At 43.7% G+C, this 25,686-nt stretch carries 23 protein-coding genes and 1 pseudogene; 17 read left to right on the top strand and 7 right to left on the bottom strand.

Annotated elements, in window-relative coordinates:
- Positions 1 to 117: 117 nt before the first annotated feature.
- From AC30SF_RS01540 to AC30SF_RS01530, 3 genes are all read left to right on the top strand, one after another.
- A complete protein-coding gene (locus AC30SF_RS01540; protein ID WP_489607340.1) occupies positions 118 to 459 on the top strand; it encodes a hypothetical protein in 342 nt (113 codons plus the stop codon).
- Between the two features lie 115 nt (positions 460 to 574).
- Positions 575 to 1,837: a serine hydroxymethyltransferase gene (gene glyA / locus AC30SF_RS01535; protein WP_021616683.1), complete on the top strand. Its 1,263-nt coding sequence runs from the start codon at positions 575 to 577 to the stop codon at positions 1,835 to 1,837.
- Positions 1,837 to 2,112 (top strand): DUF1294 domain-containing protein, encoded by a 276-nt coding sequence (locus AC30SF_RS01530; protein ID WP_489607339.1) that lies wholly within the window; start codon positions 1,837 to 1,839, stop codon positions 2,110 to 2,112. Before glyA ends, AC30SF_RS01530 begins: the two co-directional genes overlap by 1 nt.
- A gap of 47 nt (positions 2,113 to 2,159) precedes the next feature.
- Here AC30SF_RS01530 and ychF read toward each other — a convergent pair whose 3' ends face one another.
- Positions 2,160 to 3,251 (bottom strand): redox-regulated ATPase YchF, encoded by a 1,092-nt coding sequence (gene ychF / locus AC30SF_RS01525; RefSeq protein WP_109431906.1) that lies wholly within the window; start codon positions 3,249 to 3,251, stop codon positions 2,160 to 2,162.
- 67 nt (positions 3,252 to 3,318) lie between these two features.
- Positions 3,319 to 3,903 (bottom strand): aminoacyl-tRNA hydrolase, encoded by a 585-nt coding sequence (gene pth, locus AC30SF_RS01520; protein ID WP_297930051.1) that lies wholly within the window; start codon positions 3,901 to 3,903, stop codon positions 3,319 to 3,321.
- Between the two features lie 286 nt (positions 3,904 to 4,189).
- Here pth and pepT point away from each other — a divergent pair, with 286 nt between their 5' ends.
- From pepT to tig, 8 genes are all read left to right on the top strand, one after another.
- Positions 4,190 to 5,440 carry a peptidase T gene (pepT, locus tag AC30SF_RS01515; RefSeq protein WP_489607338.1) on the top strand — a complete coding sequence of 417 codons (1,251 nt, stop codon included), beginning with the start codon at positions 4,190 to 4,192 and terminating at the stop codon, positions 5,438 to 5,440.
- A gap of 108 nt (positions 5,441 to 5,548) precedes the next feature.
- Complete coding sequence (locus AC30SF_RS01510; protein ID WP_489607337.1) at positions 5,549 to 7,033, top strand: L,D-transpeptidase family protein; 1,485 nt, start codon at positions 5,549 to 5,551, stop codon at positions 7,031 to 7,033.
- Positions 7,034 to 7,102: 69 nt separating this feature from the next.
- On the top strand, positions 7,103 to 7,663 hold the full coding sequence (gene mepK / locus AC30SF_RS01505; RefSeq protein WP_021616677.1) for a peptidoglycan L,D-endopeptidase MepK: 561 nt from the start codon (positions 7,103 to 7,105) through the stop codon (positions 7,661 to 7,663).
- A gap of 65 nt (positions 7,664 to 7,728) precedes the next feature.
- Positions 7,729 to 8,367: an MBL fold metallo-hydrolase gene (locus AC30SF_RS01500; RefSeq protein ID WP_489607336.1), complete on the top strand. Its 639-nt coding sequence runs from the start codon at positions 7,729 to 7,731 to the stop codon at positions 8,365 to 8,367.
- A 12-nt stretch (positions 8,368 to 8,379) separates the two neighbouring features.
- Entirely contained in the window at positions 8,380 to 9,195 is an 816-nt protein-coding gene (gene proC, locus AC30SF_RS01495) for a pyrroline-5-carboxylate reductase (protein WP_489607335.1), read from the top strand.
- Positions 9,195 to 10,355: a 3-phenylpropionate MFS transporter gene (locus tag AC30SF_RS01490; protein WP_489607334.1), complete on the top strand. Its 1,161-nt coding sequence runs from the start codon at positions 9,195 to 9,197 to the stop codon at positions 10,353 to 10,355. The genes proC and AC30SF_RS01490 overlap by 1 nt, the downstream gene beginning before the upstream one ends.
- 2 nt (positions 10,356 to 10,357) lie before the next feature.
- A complete protein-coding gene (gene xerD, locus AC30SF_RS01485) occupies positions 10,358 to 11,251 on the top strand; it encodes a site-specific tyrosine recombinase XerD (protein WP_489606227.1) in 894 nt (297 codons plus the stop codon).
- 164 nt (positions 11,252 to 11,415) lie between these two features.
- Entirely contained in the window at positions 11,416 to 12,714 is a 1,299-nt protein-coding gene (gene tig / locus AC30SF_RS01480) for a trigger factor (RefSeq protein WP_489607333.1), read from the top strand.
- A 128-nt stretch (positions 12,715 to 12,842) separates the two neighbouring features.
- On the opposite strand, the gene AC30SF_RS01475 is transcribed toward tig, so the two are convergent.
- Complete coding sequence (locus tag AC30SF_RS01475; RefSeq protein ID WP_489608297.1) at positions 12,843 to 13,538, bottom strand: class I SAM-dependent methyltransferase; 696 nt, start codon at positions 13,536 to 13,538, stop codon at positions 12,843 to 12,845.
- Between the two features lie 20 nt (positions 13,539 to 13,558).
- On the opposite strand from AC30SF_RS01475, the gene gloB reads away from it, so the two are divergent.
- From gloB to AC30SF_RS01460, 3 genes and pseudogenes are all read left to right on the top strand, one after another.
- Positions 13,559 to 14,260, top strand: a complete 702-nt coding sequence (gloB, locus tag AC30SF_RS01470) for a hydroxyacylglutathione hydrolase (protein WP_489607332.1) — start codon at positions 13,559 to 13,561, stop codon at positions 14,258 to 14,260.
- Between the two features lie 187 nt (positions 14,261 to 14,447).
- A pseudogene (hemA, locus tag AC30SF_RS01465) lies at positions 14,448 to 15,750 on the top strand (glutamyl-tRNA reductase).
- 62 nt (positions 15,751 to 15,812) lie between these two features.
- Entirely contained in the window at positions 15,813 to 17,036 is a 1,224-nt protein-coding gene (locus tag AC30SF_RS01460; protein ID WP_489607331.1) for an ROK family protein, read from the top strand.
- 167 nt (positions 17,037 to 17,203) lie between these two features.
- Here the strand turns inward: AC30SF_RS01460 and AC30SF_RS01455 are convergent, their stop codons facing one another.
- The 3 genes from AC30SF_RS01455 to mazG form a co-directional block, all read right to left on the bottom strand.
- Positions 17,204 to 18,202, bottom strand: coding sequence for an extracellular solute-binding protein (locus AC30SF_RS01455; protein ID WP_314116516.1), 999 nt, complete (start codon positions 18,200 to 18,202; stop codon positions 17,204 to 17,206).
- Positions 18,203 to 18,331: 129 nt separating this feature from the next.
- Positions 18,332 to 19,372: a lipopolysaccharide heptosyltransferase II gene (waaF, locus tag AC30SF_RS01450; RefSeq protein ID WP_489607330.1), complete on the bottom strand. Its 1,041-nt coding sequence runs from the start codon at positions 19,370 to 19,372 to the stop codon at positions 18,332 to 18,334.
- 44 nt (positions 19,373 to 19,416) lie between these two features.
- The gene (gene mazG, locus AC30SF_RS01445; RefSeq protein ID WP_489607329.1) at positions 19,417 to 20,211 is read right to left on the bottom strand and encodes a nucleoside triphosphate pyrophosphohydrolase; all 795 of its coding nucleotides are present in this window, start codon (positions 20,209 to 20,211) and stop codon (positions 19,417 to 19,419) included.
- A gap of 291 nt (positions 20,212 to 20,502) precedes the next feature.
- On the opposite strand from mazG, the gene folE reads away from it, so the two are divergent.
- Together folE and AC30SF_RS01435 are read left to right on the top strand one after the other, a co-directional pair.
- Positions 20,503 to 21,159, top strand: a complete 657-nt coding sequence (folE, locus tag AC30SF_RS01440; RefSeq protein ID WP_021616663.1) for a GTP cyclohydrolase I FolE — start codon at positions 20,503 to 20,505, stop codon at positions 21,157 to 21,159.
- Positions 21,160 to 21,571: 412 nt separating this feature from the next.
- Positions 21,572 to 23,836, top strand: a complete 2,265-nt coding sequence (locus AC30SF_RS01435) for an NADP-dependent malic enzyme (protein WP_489607328.1) — start codon at positions 21,572 to 21,574, stop codon at positions 23,834 to 23,836.
- A 135-nt stretch (positions 23,837 to 23,971) separates the two neighbouring features.
- Here AC30SF_RS01435 and lpcA read toward each other — a convergent pair whose 3' ends face one another.
- Entirely contained in the window at positions 23,972 to 24,550 is a 579-nt protein-coding gene (gene lpcA / locus AC30SF_RS01430; RefSeq protein WP_314401573.1) for a D-sedoheptulose 7-phosphate isomerase, read from the bottom strand.
- 168 nt (positions 24,551 to 24,718) lie between these two features.
- On the opposite strand from lpcA, the gene ribF reads away from it, so the two are divergent.
- On the top strand, positions 24,719 to 25,657 hold the full coding sequence (ribF, locus tag AC30SF_RS01425; protein ID WP_489607327.1) for a bifunctional riboflavin kinase/FAD synthetase: 939 nt from the start codon (positions 24,719 to 24,721) through the stop codon (positions 25,655 to 25,657).
- Positions 25,658 to 25,686 lie beyond the last annotated feature (29 nt).

Here is a 25,686-nt window from a genome sequence, read left to right as displayed (position 1 = left end):
GTAAAACCTGCAGCCAAATCCCCTTTACCTGTTGAGCATTTTGATTATGTCACTTATCGAACAGATCAAACTGTGCTGATGCGTGGTATCTCTCAGATTGATACAAAAGAAGGTTGGATGCGCTATTTATTGCAAGCCCAAGCCAAATGGCAGGCAAGTGATGGTAAATTGAGTTATGGCTTTACTGATCGTCTATTTAAAACCGCCCATTCACCACAAGTCGCAAAAATCATTGAACAATCACCAGAATTAAAAGAATTCGATAAGGAATTTGTTTCACTTTGTAATAACTGCAGTAATCATTTGGATATGAAGATTAAAATGAAAAGCCCAACAAGGATGACCAATTTTAATACTTATACGAAAGAAACCAGCCAATGCCGTAAACTGGGCGCTGGAGAGAAAACAAAAGAAGTTAAACTAATTGAGAAATTAGTGAAAGAAAAAAGCCCGATTTAGATAAATGAATGTTTTTCATTGTAATAATGAAAAATATGATCGAAATTTTTGATTAAGTTTTTACTTGGAAACAGGTAAACTATACACAAATAATGCAAACAACGAGGAAAACACAATGTTTAAAAAGAGCATGAACATCGCTGATTACGATCCGGTTTTATGGCAAGCCATTCAAGATGAGAATCGTCGTCAAGAAGAACATATTGAATTAATCGCTTCTGAAAACTATGCCAGCCCGCGCGTAATGCAAGCGCAAGGTTCTCAATTCACCAATAAATACGCGGAAGGCTATCCCGGCAAACGCTATTATGGTGGTTGTGAGTACGCTGACATTGTGGAACAGTTGGCGATTGATCGTGCGAAAGAATTATTTGGCGCAGATTATGTGAACGTGCAACCGCACTCCGGTTCACAGGCGAATGCGGCCGTTTATATGGCATTATTGAATCCGGGCGACACCATTTTAGGCATGAGCTTGGCACATGGTGGCCACTTAACCCACGGTGCTTCCGTGAGCTTTTCCGGTAAAATCTATCATGCAGAACAATATGGCATTACTGATGATGGTTTGATTGACTACGATGCGTTGCGTAAACAAGCGCATGAAGTGAAACCAAAAATGATTGTGGGCGGTTTCTCTGCTTATTCTCAAGTAGTTGATTGGAAAAAAATGCGTGAGATTGCAGATGAAGTGGGCGCCTATTTATTCGTGGATATGGCACACGTTGCCGGTTTAATTGCCGCAGGCGTCTATCCGAATCCACTTCCGTATGCCCATGTTGTTACAACAACAACGCATAAAACCTTAGGTGGTCCACGTGGTGGTTTGATTTTATCTGCCAGCGGCGATGAAGAAATGTATAAAAAACTTCAATCTGCTGTTTTCCCGGCAGGTCAAGGTGGTCCATTAGTTCACATTATTGCGGCAAAAGCAGTATGCTTCAAAGAAGCGTTAGAGCCGGAATACAAAATCTACCAACAAAATGTATTGAAAAATGCAAAAGCCATGGTGGAGGTGTTTAAACAACGCGGTTACAAAGTGGTTTCAAACAGTACCGAAAACCACTTGTTCTTGGTGGATTTAGTTCAACAAGGTTTAACCGGTAAAGCGGCGGATGCGGCACTTGGTAAAGCAAACATTACCGTGAATAAAAACTCTGTACCGAATGACCCACAAAAACCCTTTGTGACTTCCGGTATCCGTGTGGGAACACCTTCCGTGACCCGTCGTGGTTTTAACGAGCAAGACTGTCGTGAACTTGCCGGCTGGATGTGTGATGTGTTAGACGCACTGGGTAAAGACAATGAAGAACAAGTGATTGCGGCGACAAAAGAAAAAGTCTTGGCAATCTGTAAACGTCTTCCGGTTTACGCTTAATGCCAATTTCACTTTTGGTCATAGTATTAGCGGCGGTGAATATCGCCGCTTATTTTTTGATGTGGCAGGATAAACAACGCGCTATCCGTCAACAATGGCGCATTCCTGAGCGTACATTGTTGTTATTGAGTTTATTCGGTGGGTTTATCGGGATTCATTTAGGCAGGCAACATTTTCGCCATAAAACGCAACGCTGGTATTTCAGCTTGACGGTGATCCTCAGCGCAATCTTATGGCTTGTCTTTCCGACCTGTTATTTTCTTTATAAGGGATGAAAAACCGCACTTTAGTTGCTTAAAGTGCGGTTCATTTTTTGACTGTTTTACACGTTGAAGCGGAAGTGCATGACATCGCCGTCTTGTACGATGTAATCTTTTCCTTCCAACCGCCATTTACCGGCATCTTTGGCACCGTTTTCGCCTTTGAATTGGATGAAATCTTCGTAGGCAATCACTTCTGCACGGATAAAGCCTTTTTCAAAATCAGTATGGATTACAGCAGCCGCTTTCGGTGCGGTGGCACCCACGGAAACCGTCCATGCGCGAACTTCTTTCACGCCAGCAGTGAAGTAGGTTTGCAGATTGAGAAGCGCATAACCGGCGCGAATGACACGGTTTAAGCCCGGTTCTTCAATGCCGAGATCTTGTAAAAATTCGAGTTTTTCATCATCATCCAGTTCGGCGATTTCTGCTTCGATGGCGGCACACACCGGCACCACGACAGAGCCTTCTTTTTCGGCAAATTCGCGGACTTTATCGAGATAAGGATTATTTTCAAAACCGTCTTCGTTCACGTTGGCGATGTACATAGTCGGTTTTAAGGTTAAGAAATTGTAGCTTTTGATCGCCAATAACTCGTCTTTGTCTAACGGCACGGAACGAATCATGCCCGCTTCAGAAAGTACCGGTAAGATTTTTTCCATCACGGAAAGTTCAAATTTCGCGTCTTTATCGCCGCCTTTAGCGCGTTTTTGTAAACGTTGAATCGCACGTTCACAGCTGTCTAAATCGGCTAACGCCAGTTCGGTGTTGATAGTTTCAATATCGTTTAACGGATCGATTTTGCCCGCCACGTGTACGATGTCATCGTTTTCAAAACAACGTACGACATGGCCAATGGCGTCCGTTTCACGGATGTTGGCTAAGAATTTGTTACCCAAGCCTTCGCCTTTGCTCGCGCCGGCCACCAAGCCTGCGATATCCACAAATTCCATGGTGGTGGGTAATACACGTTCAGGTTTGACGATTTCCGCTAAGGCGTCTAAACGCGGATCCGGCATTGGCACCACGCCGGTATTTGGCTCGATGGTGCAAAACGGATAGTTTGCTGCTTCAATGCCGGCTTTGGTTAAGGCGTTGAAAAGGGTGGATTTGCCCACATTCGGCAGGCCCACGATACCACATTTGAATCCCATAATTTTTCCTTATTGGTGAAGAAAAGTGCGGTTGAAATTGACCGTGTTTTTTGACCGCACTTTTCGGTTAAATTTTAAAACTATTTAGTCGATTAGTGGCTTTGACGATGCCGTCTTTGAAAAGCAGTTCCACGCAATTTGCAGCTTCATCCAAGGCTTTTTCAAGTGCTTCGCGCTCACTGGGTGACGGTTTGTTTAACACATAACCCGCCACCAAATCACGGTGTCCCGGGTGACCGATCCCAATGCGCAGACGATAAAAATTGTTGTTATTGCCCAATGCGGCGACAATATCTTTTAAGCCGTTGTGCCCGCCATGTCCGCCACCTAATTTCAGTTTAACGCTGCCGGGGGGTAAATCTAACTCATCATGCAGGACTAAAATTTCTTCGGGTTTGATACGATAAAAATTCGCCAATGCGCCTACTGCTTTGCCGCTTAAATTCATAAAGGTTGTCGGCACCAAAAAACGGATTTCTTTGCCGTTCATCAGCGTTTTTCCCACATTCCCGAAAAACTTATTTTCCGCATTTAATGTGACATTAAACCGCCGCGCTAAACGCGCAATTAACCATTCTCCGGCATTGTGGCGGGTGTCTGCGTATTTATCGCCGGGATTGCCAAGTCCAACGATTAACTTAATTTCTGACATAGTCTGTTTACGTGAATAAAAATAGTGGCGTATTGTAGCGGAAAGTCGGTTTTTTCTCAATGAAAAGGCGATAAGGCGCAGTGCATAATGGTGCTGCTTTCCTGTGATTCTGGTTTATCCTGCATCTGCTTAAGTATTGTGCGATGTAAAGGTTTTGCGTGGTAGCGTGGACCGCTTTAAAATAGAAAGCAAAAGGTGTTTATTGCCGGTGCTTTATGCCATTGATGCCCCAATAAACACACACCTTGGTTTCTGTTAGTAAAAATAAAAAAGAAGAACATCACGCATGCAAGATTTATTCTCTCAAGAACCTGTATTGGAACGTTTTTTAAATTATGTGACGTATGACACCCAATCTAAACCGGGCGCAAAAACTTCGCCGAGTTCTGCCGGTCAACTTGCCCTTGCCAAACACCTGCAACAGGAACTGGTGGCATTAGGGTTGCAAGACATCATGTTGAGTCAACACGGTGTTCTCACGGCATATTTACCGGCTAACGTGGATTCCAATGCACCAACGATTGGTTTCATTTCCCATTTAGATACGTCGCCTGATTGCAGCGGCAAAAACGTGCAGCCTGAAGTGATTGAAAATTATCGAGGCGGCGATATTGCGTTAGGTGTCGGCGAGGAATTTCTCAGTCCCGTCCATTATCCTTTCTTACATCAATTCATTGGTAAAACCCTGATTGTGACGGATGGAAATACCTTGTTGGGCGCAGACAATAAAGCCGGAATTGCAGAAATTATGACCGCACTTTATCGCCTAAAAACAGAAAATCTCCCTCATGGCAATATTCGAGTGGCCTTCACGCCGGATGAGGAAATCGGGCTAGGTATGCAATTTTTCCCTTTTGAGGATTTTCCATGCGATTGGGCTTATACCATCGACGGTGGCGCCGTGGGGGAATTGGAATATGAAAACTTTAATGCTGCCTCTGCCAAAGTCACATTTTACGGACGTCATATTCACCCCGGTTCGGCCAAAAATAAACTGATTAACGCCTTAGCCATGGCCTGTGAATTTCAGCACGCTTTTCCGCAGACAGAAACCCCTGAAAACACTGCACAGCGAGAAGGCTTTTTCCATTTAAATCATTTTTCCGGCGACATTGAAAAAGTAGAGTTGCATTATCTCATTCGTGATTTTGATGGAACAGAATTTGAAAAGCGGAAACAGTTTATTCGTGATTTAGTGGCGCAATTTAATCAGCAAAAACGCCTGCTAAAACCGATTGAACTGGTGCTGACCGATAGCTATAAGAATATGTACGAAACGGTAAAAAACGTGCCGCAATCTATCGAATTAGCGGATCTTGCCATGAAACACTGCGGAATTACGCCAAATCACAAGGTCATTCGCGGCGGTACCGATGGCGCTTGGTTAGCGGAAAAAGGATTAGCTTGCCCGAATCTTTTCACCGGGGGGTATAACTTTCACAGTAAGCATGAATTGATTACGCTTGAAGGCATGAAAGAGGCGGTGAATGTCATTGTGACTATCATGACATTGAGCAGAACATGGGAAAAAATGTAAAGGCGCAGGTAAAGCATTCCTTCGCACGCGATGTTTTGTTAGAATAAGGCGTTTTTTTGTACCACAATGTGTGGTGATTATTGTTATTTATTTTAGGAATCGTTAAGAATGAATCGGAAATGCGTTAAGCCAAGCCTCTTTTTTCTTGGGATGTTGTCGTACAGTGGCTTGCTTCAGGCCGACACGCCGGCAATGGTCGGCTTACAATTTGCACAAAACTCGCTGATGGCGCTTGATAAAAATGATGCCGGTTTAGCTACGCAACAGCTTGCGCTTGAAACGCGTGCGGAAGAGGCGCGCTTGGCAGAGGAAAAACAACAGCAAGCAGAACAGGCGTTAGCTGAACATATTGGCGAGACTCCGTTGCAATTTAAATCGCTCGTTGCAAAAATTTATGCCGAAAATAATTTCGCCCCACTTTGGACGGATGTTCAGGCGAAGCAACAATTTCTCCATGATTATGCGCTGATGGTTGCCGCAGGAATTTCCAAACGTTCCGCCGAGGCACTCAATGCAGCACATCGTGTTGCGGGCAATGGTGCATTAATTGAAGATATTTTGTTAACCGATGCGTTTTTAGACTATTTATATTATGCCAACAATGTACAACGTTCAGCGCAAAAATGGTTGTATTCAGAAAATAGTTATAAAGCCGGTAAACCCGATGAAAATCAGATTTCTACGTGGTTAAGTGCGGTCAAAAATAACGATCATTTGGCATTTGTTAAAAACCTCTCCAGTGATAATCCTTTGTTTCAACAGACATTGGATCGTGTGAAGGCGCTCATTGCAAAAGGGGTAGAAAAAAATAAAACAACCGAATTACACCGTTTCGCAATCAATGCGCAACGTTTACGAATTCTGCCGGCATTTGAAAATGGGATCTTTGTTAATATTCCAAGTTATCAGCTCACGTATTATCGTAACGGCGAAGCGGTATTAACCTCTCGCGTGATTGTGGGGAAACCCGAGCGTAAAACGCCGGTCATGTTTAGCCGTTTAAGCAATGTGGTTGTCAACCCACCATGGAATGCGCCAACGCGTTTAATTAACGAGGATATTATTCCAAAAGTACGAAAAGATCCGAGCTACATTTATCGTAATGGTTATACGATTATTGATAGCAAAGGCAATACCATCGATCCTTACACAATTGATTGGGAAAATATGACAGCGAATAAATTCCCATATCATTTACGTCAAGCACCAAGCGACAACAGTGCGTTGGGGAACTACAAATTTAATATGCCAAGTTCTGATGCCATTTATTTGCATGACACGCCAAAACGTAATTTATTTGCCAATAAAAAACGGGATTTAAGTTCCGGCTGTGTGCGTGTTGAGAAGTCCGATCAGTTGGCGACTATTTTGTTGAAAGAAGCCGGTTGGAGCGATGAACGAAAACAAAATGTGCTGAAAAGCCGAAAAACAACATCTGCCAGCATCAAATCTGACAATCCGGTGTTTTTATATTACGTCACCGCTTGGGTTGATAAAGACCAAGTGCATACGTTGCCAGATATTTACGGTTATGACAAAGCGGCAAATTTAAGTTATATTGACTGGAACGTGTTAAAACACTATGTTCAGTAATCTTTTGTCGAACTAACACAGACGATCATAGTCAAATGGTAAAATGTTGAACAAAGGTAGGAAGAAAAAATGAATCATATCAACCACGGTCGCCGTAAATGGTTATCTTTAGGTGGCATTGTGCTAGGTGCAACGCTATTACCAAATACCGTTTTGGCTGCCGTTTCGACACCTAAACCACGGATATTGAATTTCCGTAACATCAATACCGGCGAAAAATTAGGTGCCGAATTTGCACTTGGCCGTGGTTTTAGCGCCAATACATTGCGACTACTCGATCACTTCTTGCGTGATAAACGAACCAATCAAGTGCATAAAATGGATCCGCAGTTGTTTACAAAATTCTACCGTGTTCAACAACAATTAGGATTACGTAATACGGAAATTCAAATTATTTGTGGCTATCGCTCTGCCGCCAGTAATGCGGCAATGCATCGCAAAAGTCATGGTGTCGCAAGTAACAGCTATCATATCCGTGGTCAGGCGATTGATTTTCGTATTGATGGCGTGCCACTGGCAACACTACGTGATTCTGTGCAATCGCTCCAAAACGGAGGCGTTGGGTATTATCCGCGCAGTAATTTTATTCACATGGATACCGGTCCGGTTCGTACATGGAATGGTAGCTAGTCAAAACAACGCAATTTTAAACCGCACTTTGTTGCGGTTTTTTTGTTCAAATCACAGGAGAGACAATGAATATTGAAATTATTCCGGTCACGGCATTTCAGCAAAACTGCTCGTTAATTTGGGATGAAAATAAAAATGCCGCCATTATCGATCCGGGTGGCGAAGCCGATAAACTGATTAAGCGCATTGAAGCATTGGAATTAAATTTACAGGCAATTTTGCTGACACACGGTCATTTGGATCATGTTGGCGCGGCAGAAAAAGTCAAACAACATTTCAACGTGCCAATTTTAGGTTCCAATTCCAAAGATGAATATTGGTTTAAAAGTTTGTCGCAACAGTCGGAAAAATTCGGTCTTTTATTTGATGTCGCCGCTTTTGAACCGGATCGTTGGTTGGATCAGGAAGGTGAAGTGTTGACAATAGGCGATTTTGCTTTTGAAGTGTTACATTTACCCGGCCACACGCCCGGTCATATTGGTTTTATTGAGCACCAAAAACGCATCGCATTTACCGGCGATGTACTCTTTAAAAGTGGCATTGGGCGGACGGATTTTCCGGGAGGAAGTTATGAGGACATCATTACGTCCATTCGTGAAAAATTGTATCCTTTAGGCGATGATATGATTATTGTCGCCGGTCATGGCCCTTACACCACGATTGGAGAGGAAAAACAAACCAATCCTTATGTCAACACGAAGTAACGAGAAATAGCTATGCAACATAAACTTATCGCCTTTATCGGTGGCGGCAATATGGCGCAAGCCATCGTGTTCGGCTTATTAAAACAAGCTTATCCTGCCGATAAAATTATTGTGTGCGATCCGAATGAAGAAAAGCGTGATTTATTTGCGCCAAAAGGCGTACGCACCTCAACGGATAATGTCGCCGCCGTCACACAAGCAGAGGTCGTTTTGTTAGCCGTCAAACCGCAAGTATTAGCCGAAGTATGTTCCCCTTTAAGTGCGGTGAATTTTTCCGATAAATTACTGATTTCGATTGCGGCAGGCATTTCCGTGGCAAGATTAATTGCGCTTTTGCCGACCACTCACGCTGTTGTGCGTGTGATGCCAAATACGCCGGCCTTAGTGGGCGAGGGCATGGCGGGGCTATTTGCCGCTAAAAACACTTCAGAAAACGACCGCACTTTTGCGCAGGATTTGTTGTCCGCCGTAGGCAAAACCCTTTGGGTAGCCTCAGAAGAACAGATGCATGCCGTCACAGCCGCGTCTGGCAGTAGCCCGGCGTATTTCTTCCAATTTTTAGAAGCCATGCAACAAGGCTTAATTGAAATGGGGTTATCCGCTGAAAACGCGCGAGAATTGGTGCAACAGGCAATGTTAGGTTCGGCTAAAATGGTGGTGGAAAATCCGCAGCTAGATTTATCGACATTGCGCCAAAATGTGACCTCTAAAGGCGGCACAACGGCGGCAGCGCTGAATGTGTTGAATCAATATCAATTTAATGACATCGTGCAACAAGCCATGCAAGCTTGCGTGGCACGTTCAAAAGAAATGGAAACGTTATTTTAATGCTTGTTCGTCCTTTTACTTGGCTCGCGTTGAGCTTTTTTGGCTACTACTGCGCCTATGGTGTATTCGTGCCGTTTTTCCCGGTTTGGTTGAAATCACAACAGTATGGGGAAGAGCTGATCGGCATGGTGTTGGCAAGCGCTTATGTCTTTCGCTTTGTCGGCGGTTTATTTTTTTCCGGTTTAATTAAACGCGCTTCACAGTTGATCAATTCTTTGCGTGTGTTGGCGCTTGCCAGCGCATTGATTATGGCCGGTTTAAGTGTTGTTGCGGAGAATTTTTGGTTGCTGTTTTCTGCTATCGGCTTATTTGCCATGGTCAATGCGGCAGGTATGCCGATTACGGATTCTTTGGCAAGCACTTGGCAGCGGCAAATTCAGTTGGATTACGGTAAAGCTCGGCTCATTGGATCCCTTGCCTTTGTGGTGGGCGTAACCTTATTTGGCAATGTGATTGGCTTTTTCGGTGAGCAAAATATCGTTTGGATTTTGACCGCACTTTTATTGGCATATTCGGTGATGCAGTGCGTCACACCCACGATTCCCCCGCAAGATGAACTCTCGGAACAGGCTACCGCGAATGTAGGTTATTGGGATTTATTAAAAAACAACACAACCTTGCGGGTTTTGTTGGCTTCGTCTTTAATTCAGGGCTCACATGCCGCCTATTATGTTTATAGCGTTTTGTATTGGACAAGTCTTGGGATTTCCGTTTCGCAGACCAGCTTGCTATGGGGCCTAGGTGTGATTGCCGAAATTTTGCTGTTTTTCTTTTCCCGCCGTTTACTGCAAAACTGGAAGGTCAGCACCCTTTTTCATTTGGCGACCTTGGCGTGTATTGTACGTTGGATGGGGCTTGCCGCCACAAGTGAGATTTGGCTCATCGGGCTTTTGCAATTACTTCACAGCTTAACATACGCGGTGGCGCATTACGGCATGGTGCGTTACATCACCACGCAACCGCAGTCGCACATTTCTAAATTACAAGCGTTGTATAACGGTATTTCAAACAGCGCCATGGTGGCGATTTTGACGGCATTGAGCGGTGTGATTTATCCGTATTCCCCCTCAATGACCTTTGTCTTAATGGCCATCATTGCGGCATTGGCGTTCGTGGTGACACCACGTAAAGTGGAAGCCTTTTTACTGCATCGGGGCTAAACATGAATGATCTTACTTTGCTCGATTTATTTTTGAATGAATTATGGATAGGCAAAGGCTTGTCGCCCAATACCGTGCAATCTTATCGCTTGGATCTCACTGCACTTTGTGATTGGCTTGGTGAGCGCAAACTGTCACTGCTTGGTTTAGATTCGGTCGATCTTCAGACCTTTCTTGGTGAGCGGGTAGAACAGGGCTATAAAGCCACCAGCACGGCGCGATTATTGAGTGCCATTCGAAAGCTTTTCCAATATTTGTATCAAGAAAAATACCGCACCGACGATCCAAGTGCGGTGTTAAGTTCGCCTAAATTACCCAGCCGTTTGCCGAAGTATTTAACCGAACAGCAAGTCACGGATTTGCTCAATGTGCAAAGTTTAGATCAGCCGATTGAACTACGCGATAAGGCGATGTTGGAGCTATTGTATGCCACCGGATTGCGGGTGACGGAATTGGTTTCACTGCATACCGATAGCATTAGTTTGAATCAAGGCGTGGTGCGGGTCATCGGCAAAGGCAATAAAGAACGTATTGTGCCGATGGGAGAGGAGGCCACCCATTGGGTGAAGCAATTTATGCTGTTTGCCCGACCTATTTTATTGGATGGACAAAGTTCCGATGTGTTATTTCCAAGCCGTCGCGGCACGCAAATGACACGTCAAACGTTTTGGCACCGGATCAAACATTATGCGGTGTTGGCGGAAATTGATACTAATATGTTGTCACCTCACGTTTTGCGCCATGCCTTTGCCACGCATTTGGTGAATCACGGCGCCGATTTGCGCGTGGTGCAAATGTTGTTGGGGCATAGCGATTTATCGACGACACAGATTTATACGCACGTGGCGAAAGAACGCTTAAAACGGTTACACGAACGCTATCATCCGCGTGGTTAATTTTGTATAGATAAATCGAGTGTTTTTTAATCGATTATGCGCTTTTATCGTGCATTTCCTCGACTGAAAGGCTTTGTCCCGTTATAATTCATTGTCTTATTTTCTATTAATAACGTGTTCGGTGTGAGCATTCGCCGAGTGCATCAATTTGAGGTAACATCATAATGTCATTAAATATTGAAACGACTCAAGGTTTAGAGCGTCGTGTAACCATCACCGTTCCGGCTGAAACTGTTGTTCAGGCTATCCGCGAAGAATTAAAACGCGTTGCTAAAAATGCGCGTATTGACGGCTTCCGTAAAGGTAAAGTCCCGCCACACATTATTGAAAAACGTTTCGGCGCTTCTGTTCGTCAAGATATTTTAGGCGATTTATTACAAAACCATTTCTTCCAAGCGGTTATTGAAAACAAAATTAACCTAGCAGGTCGTCCAAGTTTCACTGTTGAACAATTTGAAGAAGGCAAAGACTTAAAATTCAGCGCCACTTTTGAAGTGTATCCTGAAGTTGAATTAAAAGGTTTAGAAAATATCAAAGTAGAAAAACCGGTTGTTGAAATCTCTGAAGCAGATGTTGACAAGATGGTTGAAGTGTTGCGTAAACAACAAGCAACTTGGACTGAAAGCCAAGAAGCAGCAAAAGCAGAAGATCGCGTAACTATTGACTTCGTGGGTTCTGTTGACGGCGAAGCGTTTGAAGGCGGCAAAGCATCCGATTTCGTTTTATTTATGGGTCAAGGTCGTATGATCCCAGGCTTTGAAGAGGGCATCGTTGGCCACAAAGCCGGTGACAAATTCACGATTGATGTGACTTTCCCGGAAGAATATCACGCTGAGAACTTAAAAGGTAAAGCAGCGAAATTTGACATCACGTTGAAAAAAGTTGAAGTGATGGTATTACCGGAATTAACCGATGAGTTCGTTGCAAAATTTGGTCCGAACACAAAATCTGTTGCAGATTTACGCAATGAAATTCGTAAAAACATGCAACGTGAATTGAAAAATGCATTAGTGACTCGCGTGAAAACCCAAGTCATTGACGGTTTAGTAGAACAAAATCAAATTGATGTACCAAGTTCTGCGGTTGAACAAGAAATTGAGGTATTGCGTCAACAAGCGGCACAACGCTTTGGCGGTAATGCACAACAAGCAGCACAATTACCACGTGAATTGTTTGAAGAACAAGCTAAACGTCGTGTGTTAGTGGGATTGTTACTTTCCCAAGTGATTGCTTCAAACGAATTAAAAGCAGATGAAGAACGTGCGAAAGCCATGATTGAGGATATTGCATCGGCTTACGAACAACCGGCAGACGTGGTTGAATACTACAGCAAAAACAACGAATTAATGAATAACATTCGTAACGTCGTATTAGAAGAACAAGCTGTTGAGGCGGTGTTAGCGAAAGCGCAAGTCACTGAAAAAGCGGCAACCTTCGATGAGATCATGAATCCACAAGCTTAATGATTTTCCGCAAAGTGCGGTCAATTTTTTAAATCTTTTCGCCAAGAAGGAAATTTTCCTAAGGCATAATTTAAACGGTCAGAAATGAATGTGAATGTATTTCTGACCGTTATTTTTTTCTTCAAAGACTAAAGATCTTCGGCTTGTTTCAACGCTTCTGCCGGTTGTAAAAACGCTGGGATTTTTGACCGCACTTTTTGTGGATTAAGTGTCAGCGGGTAGGTGCGTTTTTGCGCCACGATAACCGTCAACGGGGCAAACCAACCGGCGGTTTGATGGGAGAGCGCCAAATTCCGCTGTTCCAAAATATCAAAGTTGAGTAATTCCAACCAATCAATGATCCGCCAAATGCAATAATGACGCGCAGGGAAGTCACCTGTTTTTAATTTAAAAAAGAGGCCATTAAGCGGATTAAACACACTGAGGAACAAGTAGCCGTCATCGGTGAGAACACGGTGAGTTTCGCGCAATACTTGGTGGGGATCTTGGACAAAATTTAACGTATTCGCCAGCACACAAGCATCCAACTGCTGTTGAATAAAAGGAAGTTCGGTGAGCTTGGCTTGTACAACGGAATGATGATCGTCTAAAAGTGCGGTCAAATTTTCCGTTATTTTTTCGCTGAGACTAATTTGGTGGCGCAAGGGCAAATCACATTGAATTTCTGCGCTAAGTCCGCCAATTTTCAGAATCTGATAACCACAAATTTTTGTAAACCAAGGGGCAAAATACGCATTTAATGCGTTACAATAAGTGCGTCCATTTGGCAGTTGTTGCCAACCGGTGGGCATCGCCAGTGACTTTTCATATTTAGCACGCCACATCATGGTAACTCCGAGGTTCTATGTTAATTCCGATTCCTGCGTTAAACGATAATTATATTTGGCTTTATGCACGGGAAAATTTACCGTTGCTCATTGTTGATTTGCCCGAAACCGACAAGCTGTTTCACTTGTTGGAAGAACAACATTTTTCTGTTGAAGCATTGTTGCTCACGCACAACCATGCGGATCACACGAACGGTGTTGCGGCGTTTAAACAACGTTTCCCGCAAGTACCGATTTATGGTCCGGAAGAGTGCGCTGCTTGTGGGCTGACGCAGGTGATTAATGAAGGCGACCTTATCACCGAACATTACCAAATTCAAGTGCTACCCAGTGGCGGGCATACAGCGCAGCATGTGAGTTATTGGGTGGATGGGCATTTATTTTGCGGTGATGCCCTATTTTCCGCCGGTTGCGGGCGTGTATTTACCGGTGATTACGCGCAAATGTTCGCCACCATGCAGCGTTTCGCGGCGTTGCCTGATGACACCATTGTTTGCCCGGGACATGAATATACGTTAAGCAACTTAGCGTTTGTGCAAAACGTTTGGGCAAACAAAAGTGCGGTGGAAAATCATCGTGTTTTGGTGGCGCAATTACGTGCTGAAAATAAACCAAGCCTACCCACCACGATAGGCTTGGAAAAACACATTAATCCGTTTTTAACGGCAACCAACTTGGCGCAATTTACCCAATTACGCCAAGCCAAAGATACGTTTTAGAAATTTGATACTTCGCAATAAAATTGCAGATTAATGGCTTTTTTCTTGCGCTAATTTGCCCAAACATGGGCAATTCAGCTAGAATATAGCCCGTTTTTATGTCTATTTTTTATATTTTAGTGGGATAAATGTTGCCGTATTTGTTGTGTCAACATAATAAAGTGCGGTGATTTTTCATGTATTTTTTATGACGATTTTAGTTCTTGGTATTAATCACAAAACCGCCTCTGTTGCCTTACGGGAAAAAGTCGCTTTTTCTGACAAAACGTGCTTTTGCTTTGCGTCATATTCGGCAAATTGAATTAGCCGAAAGTGCGGTGATTTTATCCACTTGTAACCGAACTGAAGTTTATCTGCACAATAAAACCGTCCCGCCACAAGACACACAACATTGGATTCGCCAGGCTGTACAATGGTTCGCTGAAATTCATCAACTGGACTTAGCCGAGCTTCAACGTTGCCTTTACACTTATGAAAACCTGCCTGCCGTCAATCACTTAATGGAAGTAGCGTGTGGCTTGGATTCATTGATTTTAGGCGAGCCACAAATTTTGGGGCAAGTGAAGCAAGCTTACCAAATGAGCGAGCAGCACTATCTACAAGAACAGCAAGCTATTTCCGGCGAATTATCCCGTTTATTTCAAAAAACATTTTCCACGGCAAAACGCGTGCGTACAGAAACCAATATCGGTGAAAGTGCAGTATCTGTGGCATACGCTGCTTGCAGTTTAGCGCGCCAAATTTTTGAATCGTTGAGTGAATTAACCATTTTATTAGTGGGCGCAGGGGAAACTATTGAATTGGTTTGCCGCCATTTATTGCGTCACGGTGTAAAAAACATGGTGATTTCTAACCGCACTTTAGCCCGCGCCGAAGCCCTCGTGGAGAAATTGGATACAACGGCGAATATTCAAATCCTGCCGTTAGAACAGTTACAGCAGGGCTTAGATCAAGCCGATATTGTGATTAGCTCTACCGGCAGTCCGCATATTTTGATAAGCCGCAACATGGTTGAAAAGGCGCAAATCATGCGCCGCTATCGTCCGATGCTGTTGGTGGATATTGCCGTGCCGCGTGACATTGAAGAAAGTGCGGCAGAATTAGACAGTGTTTATCATTATACGGTGGATGATTTACAAAATATCATTCAGCATAATTTAAGCCAACGGGAACAAGCCTCTGCGCAGGCAAAGGAAATTATTCAGGCAGAATGCGCGGATTTCTTTGCATGGTTGAAGGTCCATCAGTTTTCTAATTTGATTCGTCGCTATCGGGAAGAGGCGGAGTTGACTCGCCAAGATTTACTGGAAAAAGCGATCGCTTCCTTACAACAAGGCGAAGAGGCGGAACAAGTGCTACAAGAATTAAGTTATAAATTAATGAATAAATTAATTCATGCGCCAACAAAAGCCATGCAAACCATGGTAAAAAACGGTAATGCAGTGGGGCTGCAAACCTTTTCCAAAGCCTTGGGAATGGACGATGAATAGTCGTTCCAAAGGTATTTAAATGCCGTTTAACATCACTCAACTTACTTTTGCGGGAGAAAAAAATGCGAGAAAGTCCTCAAATCGCGAACGTTGATTTAGTGAAACAAATGAATAGCGCAGTGGTGTATAAGCTTATCGATCAGAAAGGCCCAATTTCCCGTATTCAAATTTCTGAAATAAGCCAACTTGCTCCGGCAAGTGTGACTAAAATTACCCGCCATTTACTTGCTCGCGGTTTAATTAAAGAAGTAGAACAACAAGAATCGACCGGTGGGCGTCGGGCAACCTCGATTGTCGCGGAACATAAACATTTTCGTGCGATTTTAGTGGGTATCGGGCGGGAACATTTAACCTTAGCCATTATGGATTTATCCGCCAAATTAGTGAATAAATCCGTCTTTACGCTTGAAAATTACCCAACACCACAAGCATTTGAACAGTTTTTATTTCAACGCTTGGATGAATTTATTCAAGAAAACCAAAAACGTGGCAGTGAATTTATTGCGATTGGTATCACGGTTCCCGGCTTTGTGGATACGAAAAGTAACATGATTGAACAGGTTCCGCACTTTGAATTAACTACGCCTTGGGACTTGGCTAATCACGTTGCCGAACGTTTCAATTTACCGACCTATATCGGGCATGATGTGCGTAGTTTAGCCCTTGCGGAGCACTATTTTGGTGTCACCAAAGATTGTTACGATTCATTGCTATTGCGTATTCATCGCGGTGTGGGTGCGGGAATTGTGATTAATCATGAACTCTTTTCCGGTTATAAAAAGAATGTCGGTGAAATCGGGCATATTCAGGTGGATCCGTTAGGAAAACGTTGTATGTGCGGCAATGTGGGCTGTTTGGAAACAGTGGTCAGCAATTCGGCAATTGAAAATAAAATGTCGGAGTTATTGGAAGACGGTTACCAAAGTAAATGGCTTTCTTTGGAAGCCCATGACATTGAAGCCATTTGCAAAGCCAGCAATAAGCAAGATGCGGTAGCCACAGAACTCATCGAACACGTCGGTACGCAAATCGGGCGTGTGTTGGCAATGAGCGTAAATATGTTTAATCCGGAAAAAATCGTGATTTCCGGTGAAATTACGCAGGCAAAAAACGTCTTATTTGCGGCTATTCGTCGCACGTTGGAAAGCCATGCCTTACCGGCGTTTGTTCAAAACACGCCATTAGTCGCATCAGAGCTCACCAATGAAGATGTGATAGGGGCGTTTGCCTTAGTGAAACGTGCGTTGTTTGACGGCAGTTTATTGCGTCGTTTAATTGAAGAATAAGGGCTCTCATTCCAACAGCACAAACGCGTAATATGCGTTACCTGTTGAGAATCACATTCCCTGTATCAGTTAGATTCTCCGGCTTGTCAAAAACAGAGAGTAAAATGACCGCACTTTTGTGCGTGAACTCACGGCATCTCTTCGCATGAGATGCCGTGATAACAAGCTTATTTCAAACCGGCTTGTTCAATTAATTTGTTCGCGTTTTCTTTATCTTTCGCCGTTGTCGCACTCACTTCAGGTGCTTCTAATTTTGCGTAAGGATCCATATTAAACGGCGAAACCACATCAGTGCGCAATGGGTATTCTGCGCGAGCAGCCACAAGCGCTTCTTGGCCTTTTTTGCTGGCTAAGAATTCGACGAATTTTTTCGCTTCTTCTTTATTTTTGGAGCCTTTTAACACCGCTGCACCAGAGTAAGTCACTAATGCGCCCGGGTCTTGGTGGCGAATGAAGTATAAACGGGAGTTTAATTTATCTTCGCCTTTTTCTTTTGCCAACGCATACCAATAATAGTTGTTAATTAACGCTGCCGGCACTTCACCATTTTCAACAGCTTGCAACGCCACGCTATTTTTCGCGTAAAGTTTGCCGTTTTCTTTCAAGCCTTTTAGCCAGTTTAACGCCGCTTGTTCACCTTTTAATTTGGTGATAGCAATGACTTGTTCTAAGAACGCACCGGAAGTCGGCACATAACCGATTTTATCTTTCCATTTTGGTGTCGCGTAATCTAACACGGATTTTTCCATGTCTTTTTCAGAAAGTTTATTCTTATCATAAACCACCACGCGAGAACGACCACTTAAGGCAATCCAGTCTTTTTTCGGTGCAACCGGCACGCCTTTATGTTGTGTTTGTTTGATAGTATCAGCAGAAAGCGGCTCAAGCAAACCGGCTTCAGATAACATCGCAAATGGCGCGGTTTGTTCAGAATAGAATACGTCTGCCGGGGTTTTGTCGCCCTCTTCTTTTAATTGACCGGCAAGTTGTTCACTTTTGGCGCTGTTTAACGTGACTTTAATGCCGGTTTCTTTGGTAAATGCTTCAGTAACCGCTTTGGCGGCTTCTTTGTGTTGACCGTTATAAACCGTGATATCGGCTGCTGCAATGCCGGAGAAGGCAATTGCCGCAGCGAGGGTGGCAAGTTGGAAATGACGAATCTTCATAAAAAACTCCTTTTATAATTTCAGATAAATGATAGGTTCTGCACAATGTTAAATTGTGCATGAACGAAGCCATTCTAGGTGATCGAAAATAAAATGCAAATAGTTCTCAGTTATTAATCAAAACAAGGATTATGCTTGTAAAGAACGTACCGCCTCCATCACGTCTTGTGGAGAAAGATCAATCAAACTTTGATGATAACCTTCCGCGCTATCCGTGCTTTTACGTACTTTAAGTAAGCCGCCTTCTATTTTCCGCAGAATAATGGCTTTGTCGGAAAGCGGTGGCGTATAGGTCGGACTGGTCGGACCGTAAAGGGCAACCAGCGGGCGTGAGGTTGCCGCCGCAATATGCATTAATCCGCTGTCATTACTCACAATCACGGCGCAATGCGCAATCAGATCGACTGCTTGATCCAAGCTGGTCTGTCCGGCTAAATTTACACAGAACGGCTGTAACGCCTCCAGCAATGTATTGCGAATCTGCTCGCCTACGTCCACATCTTTTGCCGAACCAAATAACATAATGGCATAGCCCTGTTCAATTAACATTTCAGCCAGTTTTGCATAGTGATAATGCGGCCAACGTTTTGCCGGGCCAAATTCTGCGCCGGGACAAAATCCAATCAACGGGCGCGTGCCTAAAAGTGCGGTTTGTTTTTCAAATTGTTTTAGGGTGGCGGCTTGCTGTTGTGGATTTACCGTTAATTTCGGGGCTAAGATCGGCATTTCGTTCGCAGAGGGAACCGCATTGCGCTCAAACGCAAGCGCAACATAACGTTGCACCATCATGGGGTAACGTTGTTTATGATGACGTAAATCATTGAGCAGAAAATAACGGGATTCGCCTTTCCATCCGCGACGATGCTTAATCTGTGCAAACAGCGGAATCAGCGCAGACTTTAATGAATTGGGCAAAACAATCGCCATATCATAACGCTGGCGTAAGGCTTTGCCTAAACGATAACGTTCACATAACGCAAATTTACCGTGTCCCAACGGCATTTCGATTGCTTGGCGGACTTCCGGCATACGCGCCAGCAAAGGTTTACACCAATTCGGCGCCATGACATCAATGTGGCATTGAGGGTATTGAAGACATAATTGTTGATACAAACTGTGCGACATCACCATGTCGCCCACCCAAGACGGGCCGATAATCAGGATATTCATATAATTAAGATAAACGTCAAATTAATCGTAAAGTGCGGTGGATTTTAACGGTGTTTTTCTTCCCGTTTCACGTCATCCCACAACCTATCCATTTCCTCTAATGAAGCTTCCGCCAACGTCCGATTTTGCGCACCAAGCTTGGCCTCAACACGGCGGAAGCGCTGCTCAAATTTCTGATTGGCTTTACGCAAACTTTCTTCTGCCGAGCATTTCAAGTGTCGGCTGAGGTTCACCGTGGCAAAAAAGAGATCACCGATTTCTTCTTCAATTTTTGCCGGATCTTGTGGAGAACGTGCGATTTCTTGTTTGACTTCCTGCAACTCTTCTTCCACTTTAGCAAAAACAGGAGAAACGTCCGCCCAGTCGAACCCGACTTTGCTACAACGTTTTTGTAATTTTTCTGCACGCATCAAGGCAGGAAATGCGTGCGGAATATTATCCAATAAGGACGTATGGCCTTGATGTTGATGTTCCAAAGCTTTCATCGCATTCCAATTTTGTAAGGCTTCTTCTTCGTTGTTGGCTTGTGTGTTACCGAAAACATGAGGATGGCGTCGTACAATTTTTTCCGCCACAGCTTGCACAACCTCATCAAAAGTAAAGTGATGATCTTCTGCTGCCAATTGACTAAGAAAGACCACTTGCAATAACAAGTCACCCAGTTCTTCTTTTAGATTTTCTGTATTATGTTGCTCAATGGCTTCAATCACTTCGTAAGTTTCTTCTTTGAGGCAAGCAATCATTGAGGTGTAATTTTGTTTAATATCCCACGGACAACCGTTCACCGGATCCCGTAGCCGAGCGATTAATTGTACAAAATCATGAATGGAATAACGCATAGCGGCTCACTTTTCATTAAATAGCGAATTTATTTTAGGCTCCACCGATTAAATCAGCTGTTACCTGCATTGAGAGAAACCATCATATCACGGTGCGACAATGGGCGTGATAAAATTTGTGATTCGTAAATCCAGGTGTTTTTATCAACATCACGCCGAATACGACTCAGTCAAACAGCCACTCACCGAGAGAGATTTTCATCCTCAGCTAAAATTATTCTCATTTTATTATTATCGGAGAGTTTGTTAGAATGCCGCATTATTTTGACCGGCCTTAATTGAGAGTAGTAAATGAATCACATTTCACCTGAAGCAGCGAAAGTGCGTGAGGCGCTGCGTCAGAAAGGAATCGAAACCCCCATGATTGTGTTGGACGAAAGCAAAGATGAACGTCGCACACACATTGAACAACATATGCGTGAAGTGTTGCGTTTAATCGGTTTGGATTTACGTGACGACAGCATCGAAGAAACCCCTGCCCGCCTTGCCAAAATGTTCGTTGATGAAATTTTCAGTGGTTTGGATTATGCCAACTTTCCGAAAATCACCAATATCGCCAATCGTATGAAAGTCAGCGAAATGGTGTTAGTCAATGATGTGACGTTAACCAGTACCTGTGAGCATCATTTCGTGACCATCGATGGCATGGTGTCCGTGGCGTATTACCCGAAAAAATGGGTCATCGGGTTATCAAAAATTAATCGTGTCGTGGCATTTTTTGCTCAACGTCCGCAAGTACAGGAACGCTTAACGGAGCAAATTTTATTGGCATTTCAAACGATCTTAGAAACGGAAGATGTCGCTGTCTATGTCAAGGCAACGCATTTTTGTGTGAAATGTCGCGGCATTAAAGATGCTAATAGCTATACGGTGACATCGGCTTTCGGTGGCGTGTTCTTAGAAGATCGTGAAACCCGAAAAGAATTTTTGAGCTTGATTAATAAATAATCAACTTTGGAACAGCTTTTAGAATGTCCCCCTTATTGCACTCCCTTTTATAAGCACCGCACTCAAAGTGCGGTCATTTTCTCACCTCTTTCTACTTTTGCGATAATATAAAAATACCTATCATGCAATAGCCTGTTCAAGACATGAGAGGGCAGTTCGTTATAATACCTTTTGAGGGCGCCATCAACATGACGCTTTCTATAGTCCATTGTCTGAGCACTTATTACGAGGTTTCCTCAAAGCTCTGTTTGTTCTCTGAACTTAACCTTTTATTTTCCCCCAAGAATATGTCATGCGCTTATTCCAAGTAAAAAATTGTTAATAATGTGTGAAATGTCACAGAATTCTCTTCCATTTTCATTATAATAAAACGAACTTGCTCCAACGCATTTATTCAAAAGAGGATATTTTTATGGATGAACAACTTAAAAAAGCGGCATTAGATTTTCACGAATTCCCGATTCCGGGAAAAATTGAAGTGACGCCCACCAAATCGCTTGCGACTCAACGCGACTTAGCGCTTGCGTATTCTCCGGGGGTGGCGGCACCTTGTTTGGCTATTCAGGCAGATCCGGCAGATTCTTATAAATATACTTCTCGTGGCAACTTAGTGGCGGTGATTTCAAACGGTACCGCCGTGCTTGGTTTAGGCAATATCGGAGCTTTAGCAGGTAAACCGGTGATGGAAGGGAAAGGCGTATTGTTTAAAAAATTCGCTGGCGTCAACGTCTTCGACATTGAAGTGAATGAACACGACCCAGATAAGCTCATTGATATTATTGCGTCCCTTGAACCCACCTTCGGCGGCATTAACTTGGAAGACATTAAAGCACCGGAATGTTTTTACATTGAACGCAAATTGCGCGAAAGAATGAAAATCCCGGTCTTCCACGATGACCAACACGGCACAGCAATCATTTCAGCCGCCGCAGTGCTCAACGGCTTACGCATTGTTGATAAAAAAATTGAAAACGTGAAACTCGTTGCTTCCGGTGCCGGTGCGGCATCGATTGCGTGCTTGAACTTATTAGTTTCTCTCGGCATGAAGCGGGAAAATATCATCGTATGCGACTCCAAAGGCGTGATCTATAAAAACCGTGATGATCGCATGGATGAAACCAAGAAACTGTATGCGATTGACGATAACGGCAAGCGTACGTTAGCCGAAGTCATTCCAAATGCGGATATTTTCTTAGGTTGTTCTGCTGCCGGCACGTTAACGCAAGACATGGTTAAAACCATGGCAGCACATCCGTTAATTTTGGCACTCGCCAACCCAGAACCGGAAATTTTACCGCCATTGGCAAAAGCAGTCCGTCCGGATGCCATTGTGTGCACCGGTCGTTCCGATTACCCGAACCAAGTCAACAACGTACTTTGCTTCCCGTTCATTTTCCGCGGAGCATTAGACGTCAGCGCTACCACCATTAACGAAGAAATGAAGCTTGCCGCAGTGCGCGCCATTGCTGACTTGGCATTAGCCGAACAAAGCGATGTGGTGACATCCGCTTATGGTGATACCGAACTCACGTTTGGCCCGGAATACATTATTCCAAAACCCTTTGATCCGCGTTTAATCGTGCGTATCGCCCCAGCCGTGGCAAAAGCCGCGATGGATTCTGGTGTTGCGACTCGTCCAATTAAAGATTTTGATGCATACATCGAACAACTCACCCAGTTCGTTTATAAAACCAACTTGTTTATGAAACCGGTGTTTGCGCAAGCGAAACAAGACAAGAAACGTGTGTTATTAACCGACGGTGAAGAAACCCGAATTTTACATGCTGTGCAAGAAATCTCGACCTTAGGCATCGCTTATCCGATTTTACTCGGTCGCCCAAGCGTCATTGAACAACGCATTAAAAAACTCGGGTTACATATTCAGGCGGGACGTGATTTTGAGTTAATTAACATCGAAAATGACGCACGTTATCAAGAATGTTGCAAAACTTACTATGACATGCTCAAACGTGCAGGCGTCACACCGGATATTGCTAAACGGGAAATGTTTAACAACCCAACGGCTATCGGTGCCGTGTTGTTACATTTAGGTCATGCCGACGCCATGTTGTGTGGTTTAGTAGGACATTATGCCGACCATTTAAAAACCCTCAAAAACGTCATTGGTTTGCAAGAAGGGGTACATACGGCGGCGACCGTTAACGGCTTAGTGCTACCGGCAGGCAACTTATTCCTTGCCGATACCTTCGTGAACAACGATCCGACAGCGGAAGAATTGGCAGAAATTACGCTCATGACAGCGAAAGAAGTCAGTCTATTTGGTATTGAGCCACAGATTGCCTTAATTTCACATTCTAATTACGGCAGCAACAACACCCCAAGTGCGGTCAAAATGCGTAACGTTTTACATTTAGTGAAAGAACGCGCACCGGAACTCACTATTGACGGCGAAATGCACTGTGATGTTGCCTTATCACAACAGCTCCGTGATGACGTGATGCCGGACAGCCCACTCAAAGGTGCGGCAAACGTGTTGGTAATGCCAAATATGGAAGCCGCACGTATCAGCTTAAATCTATTACAAGGCACGGCAACACCGACAACCGTTGGCCCTATCTTAATGGGTTTAAAAAAATCAGCGCATATTTTAACCTCAGTCGCGTCCGTTCGCCGTATTATTAATATGGTGGCAATCGCTGCGGTAAAAGCGCAATAACGCACACGAATTGTGCCTAATAAAAAAGAAGATGGTTTGAAGACCATCTTCTTTTTTTAAGTCTGATTCATAAATATCTACGTCTGAATAAATGAAGTCTTACTCCTTGAGTTACGCAGATAATTTCAATGACATCTATTTTTTCATTTCAAATTCAATCAACATAATCAAAATATGAATCACTTTAATATGCACTTCTTGAATCCGATCAGCATAACCAAAATGTGGCACGCGAACTTCCACATCGGCTAAGCCCGCCATTTTTCCGCCATCTTTGCCGGTTAGCACAATCACCTTCATGCCTTTTTCTTTGGCAACCTGAATGGCATTTAAAATATTCACGGAATTGCCTGAAGTTGAAAGTGCAAATAACACATCGCCTTGTTGACCGACTGCCTCAATATAACGGGAAAACACATATTCATAACCAAAATCGTTACCTACACAACTTAAGTGGCTGACATCCGAAATGGCAATGGCAGGATACCCTGGGCGATTTGCGCGGTAACGTCCGGTGAGTTCTTCGGCAAAATGCATGGCGTCACAATGAGAACCACCGTTACCACAAGAAAGCACCTTTCCGCCCTGTTTAAACTGATCGGCAATTAACAATGCCGCCTGTTGCACCGCCTGAATATTTTTTTCATCTGATAAAAACGCGTTTAATACGGTTGCCGCCTCATCTAATTCAGCTTTAATTTGGTCAAAATACATCCCGTCCTCCTGATATAAAAAAATTAATGAATTGTAATCAAATTTAGCCTATTGCTCAATAACAAGCTCCTTTTTAGGGTTCAATGTAGCCGTCTATGATTTGCTTTCCGAAGTGGGCATTTGTCGTTATAATGAAAAAATTGATCTTAATTTTTTATAGGCAATATCATGCAATTAATTCGTGGGCTCTCTAAGGTATCGCAATGTTTGTCGAGTTGTGTTTTGACTATCGGCAATTTTGACGGGGTACATTTAGGCCATCAAGCGATTTTGCGCCATTTACGCCAAAAAGCCGACGAACTGAATTTGCCCATGGCGGTGATGTTATTCGAACCACAACCGCGAGAATTTTTTCTGGGTGACAAAGCCCCTGCTCGCCTGATGCGCTTGCGCGATAAATTGTATTATCTTAAACAAGCCGGTGTGGATGTGGTTATCATCGCAAAATTCGACCGCATTTTTGCCAATTTGCCTGCGCAGCAATTTATTGAAGATTGGTTGGTGCGTAAATTAAATGTGAAATTTTTAAGCATTGGCGATGATTTTAAATTTGGTGCCAAGCGCCAAGGTAATTTTGCGCTGTTGCAACACGCCGGTGAAAAGTTTGGTTTTACCGTCGAAGATAACCGTAGCTTTTGTTTAGATGCCTTACGCATCAGCAGTACAGCGATTCGCGAAGCATTAGCCAAAGATGATTTGACGTTATCGGAAAAATTACTTGGGCGTCCTTATCGTATTTTAGGGCGCGTGATTCACGGCAATCAGCTTGGTCGCACTATCGGGTTTCCGACTGCGAATATTCGCTTGCATCGTCAGGTGAATCCGGTCAAAGGGGTTTACGCAGTTAAAGTGCGGTTAAAATCCGGCGCGTTTTTTAATGGAGTCGCCAATATCGGCACCCGCCCGACCGTCAATGGCGTGAATCAATTATTAGAAGCACATTTATTTGATTTTCAAGGCGATCTTTATGGACAATGGTTGGATGTCGAACTCTGTCATAAAATCCGCAATGAAATGAAATTTCCCTCTTTTGACGATTTAAAAGCACAAATTGCGCAGGATGTAGAAACAGCGAAAAACGTTTTCAAAACTGACCGCACTTTATAGAACGCAAATTTTAATTTTTACATAACACT

This window comes from Aggregatibacter valvarum (genome assembly GCF_980468985.1).
This window is presented reverse-complemented; position numbering and strand designations above follow the sequence as displayed.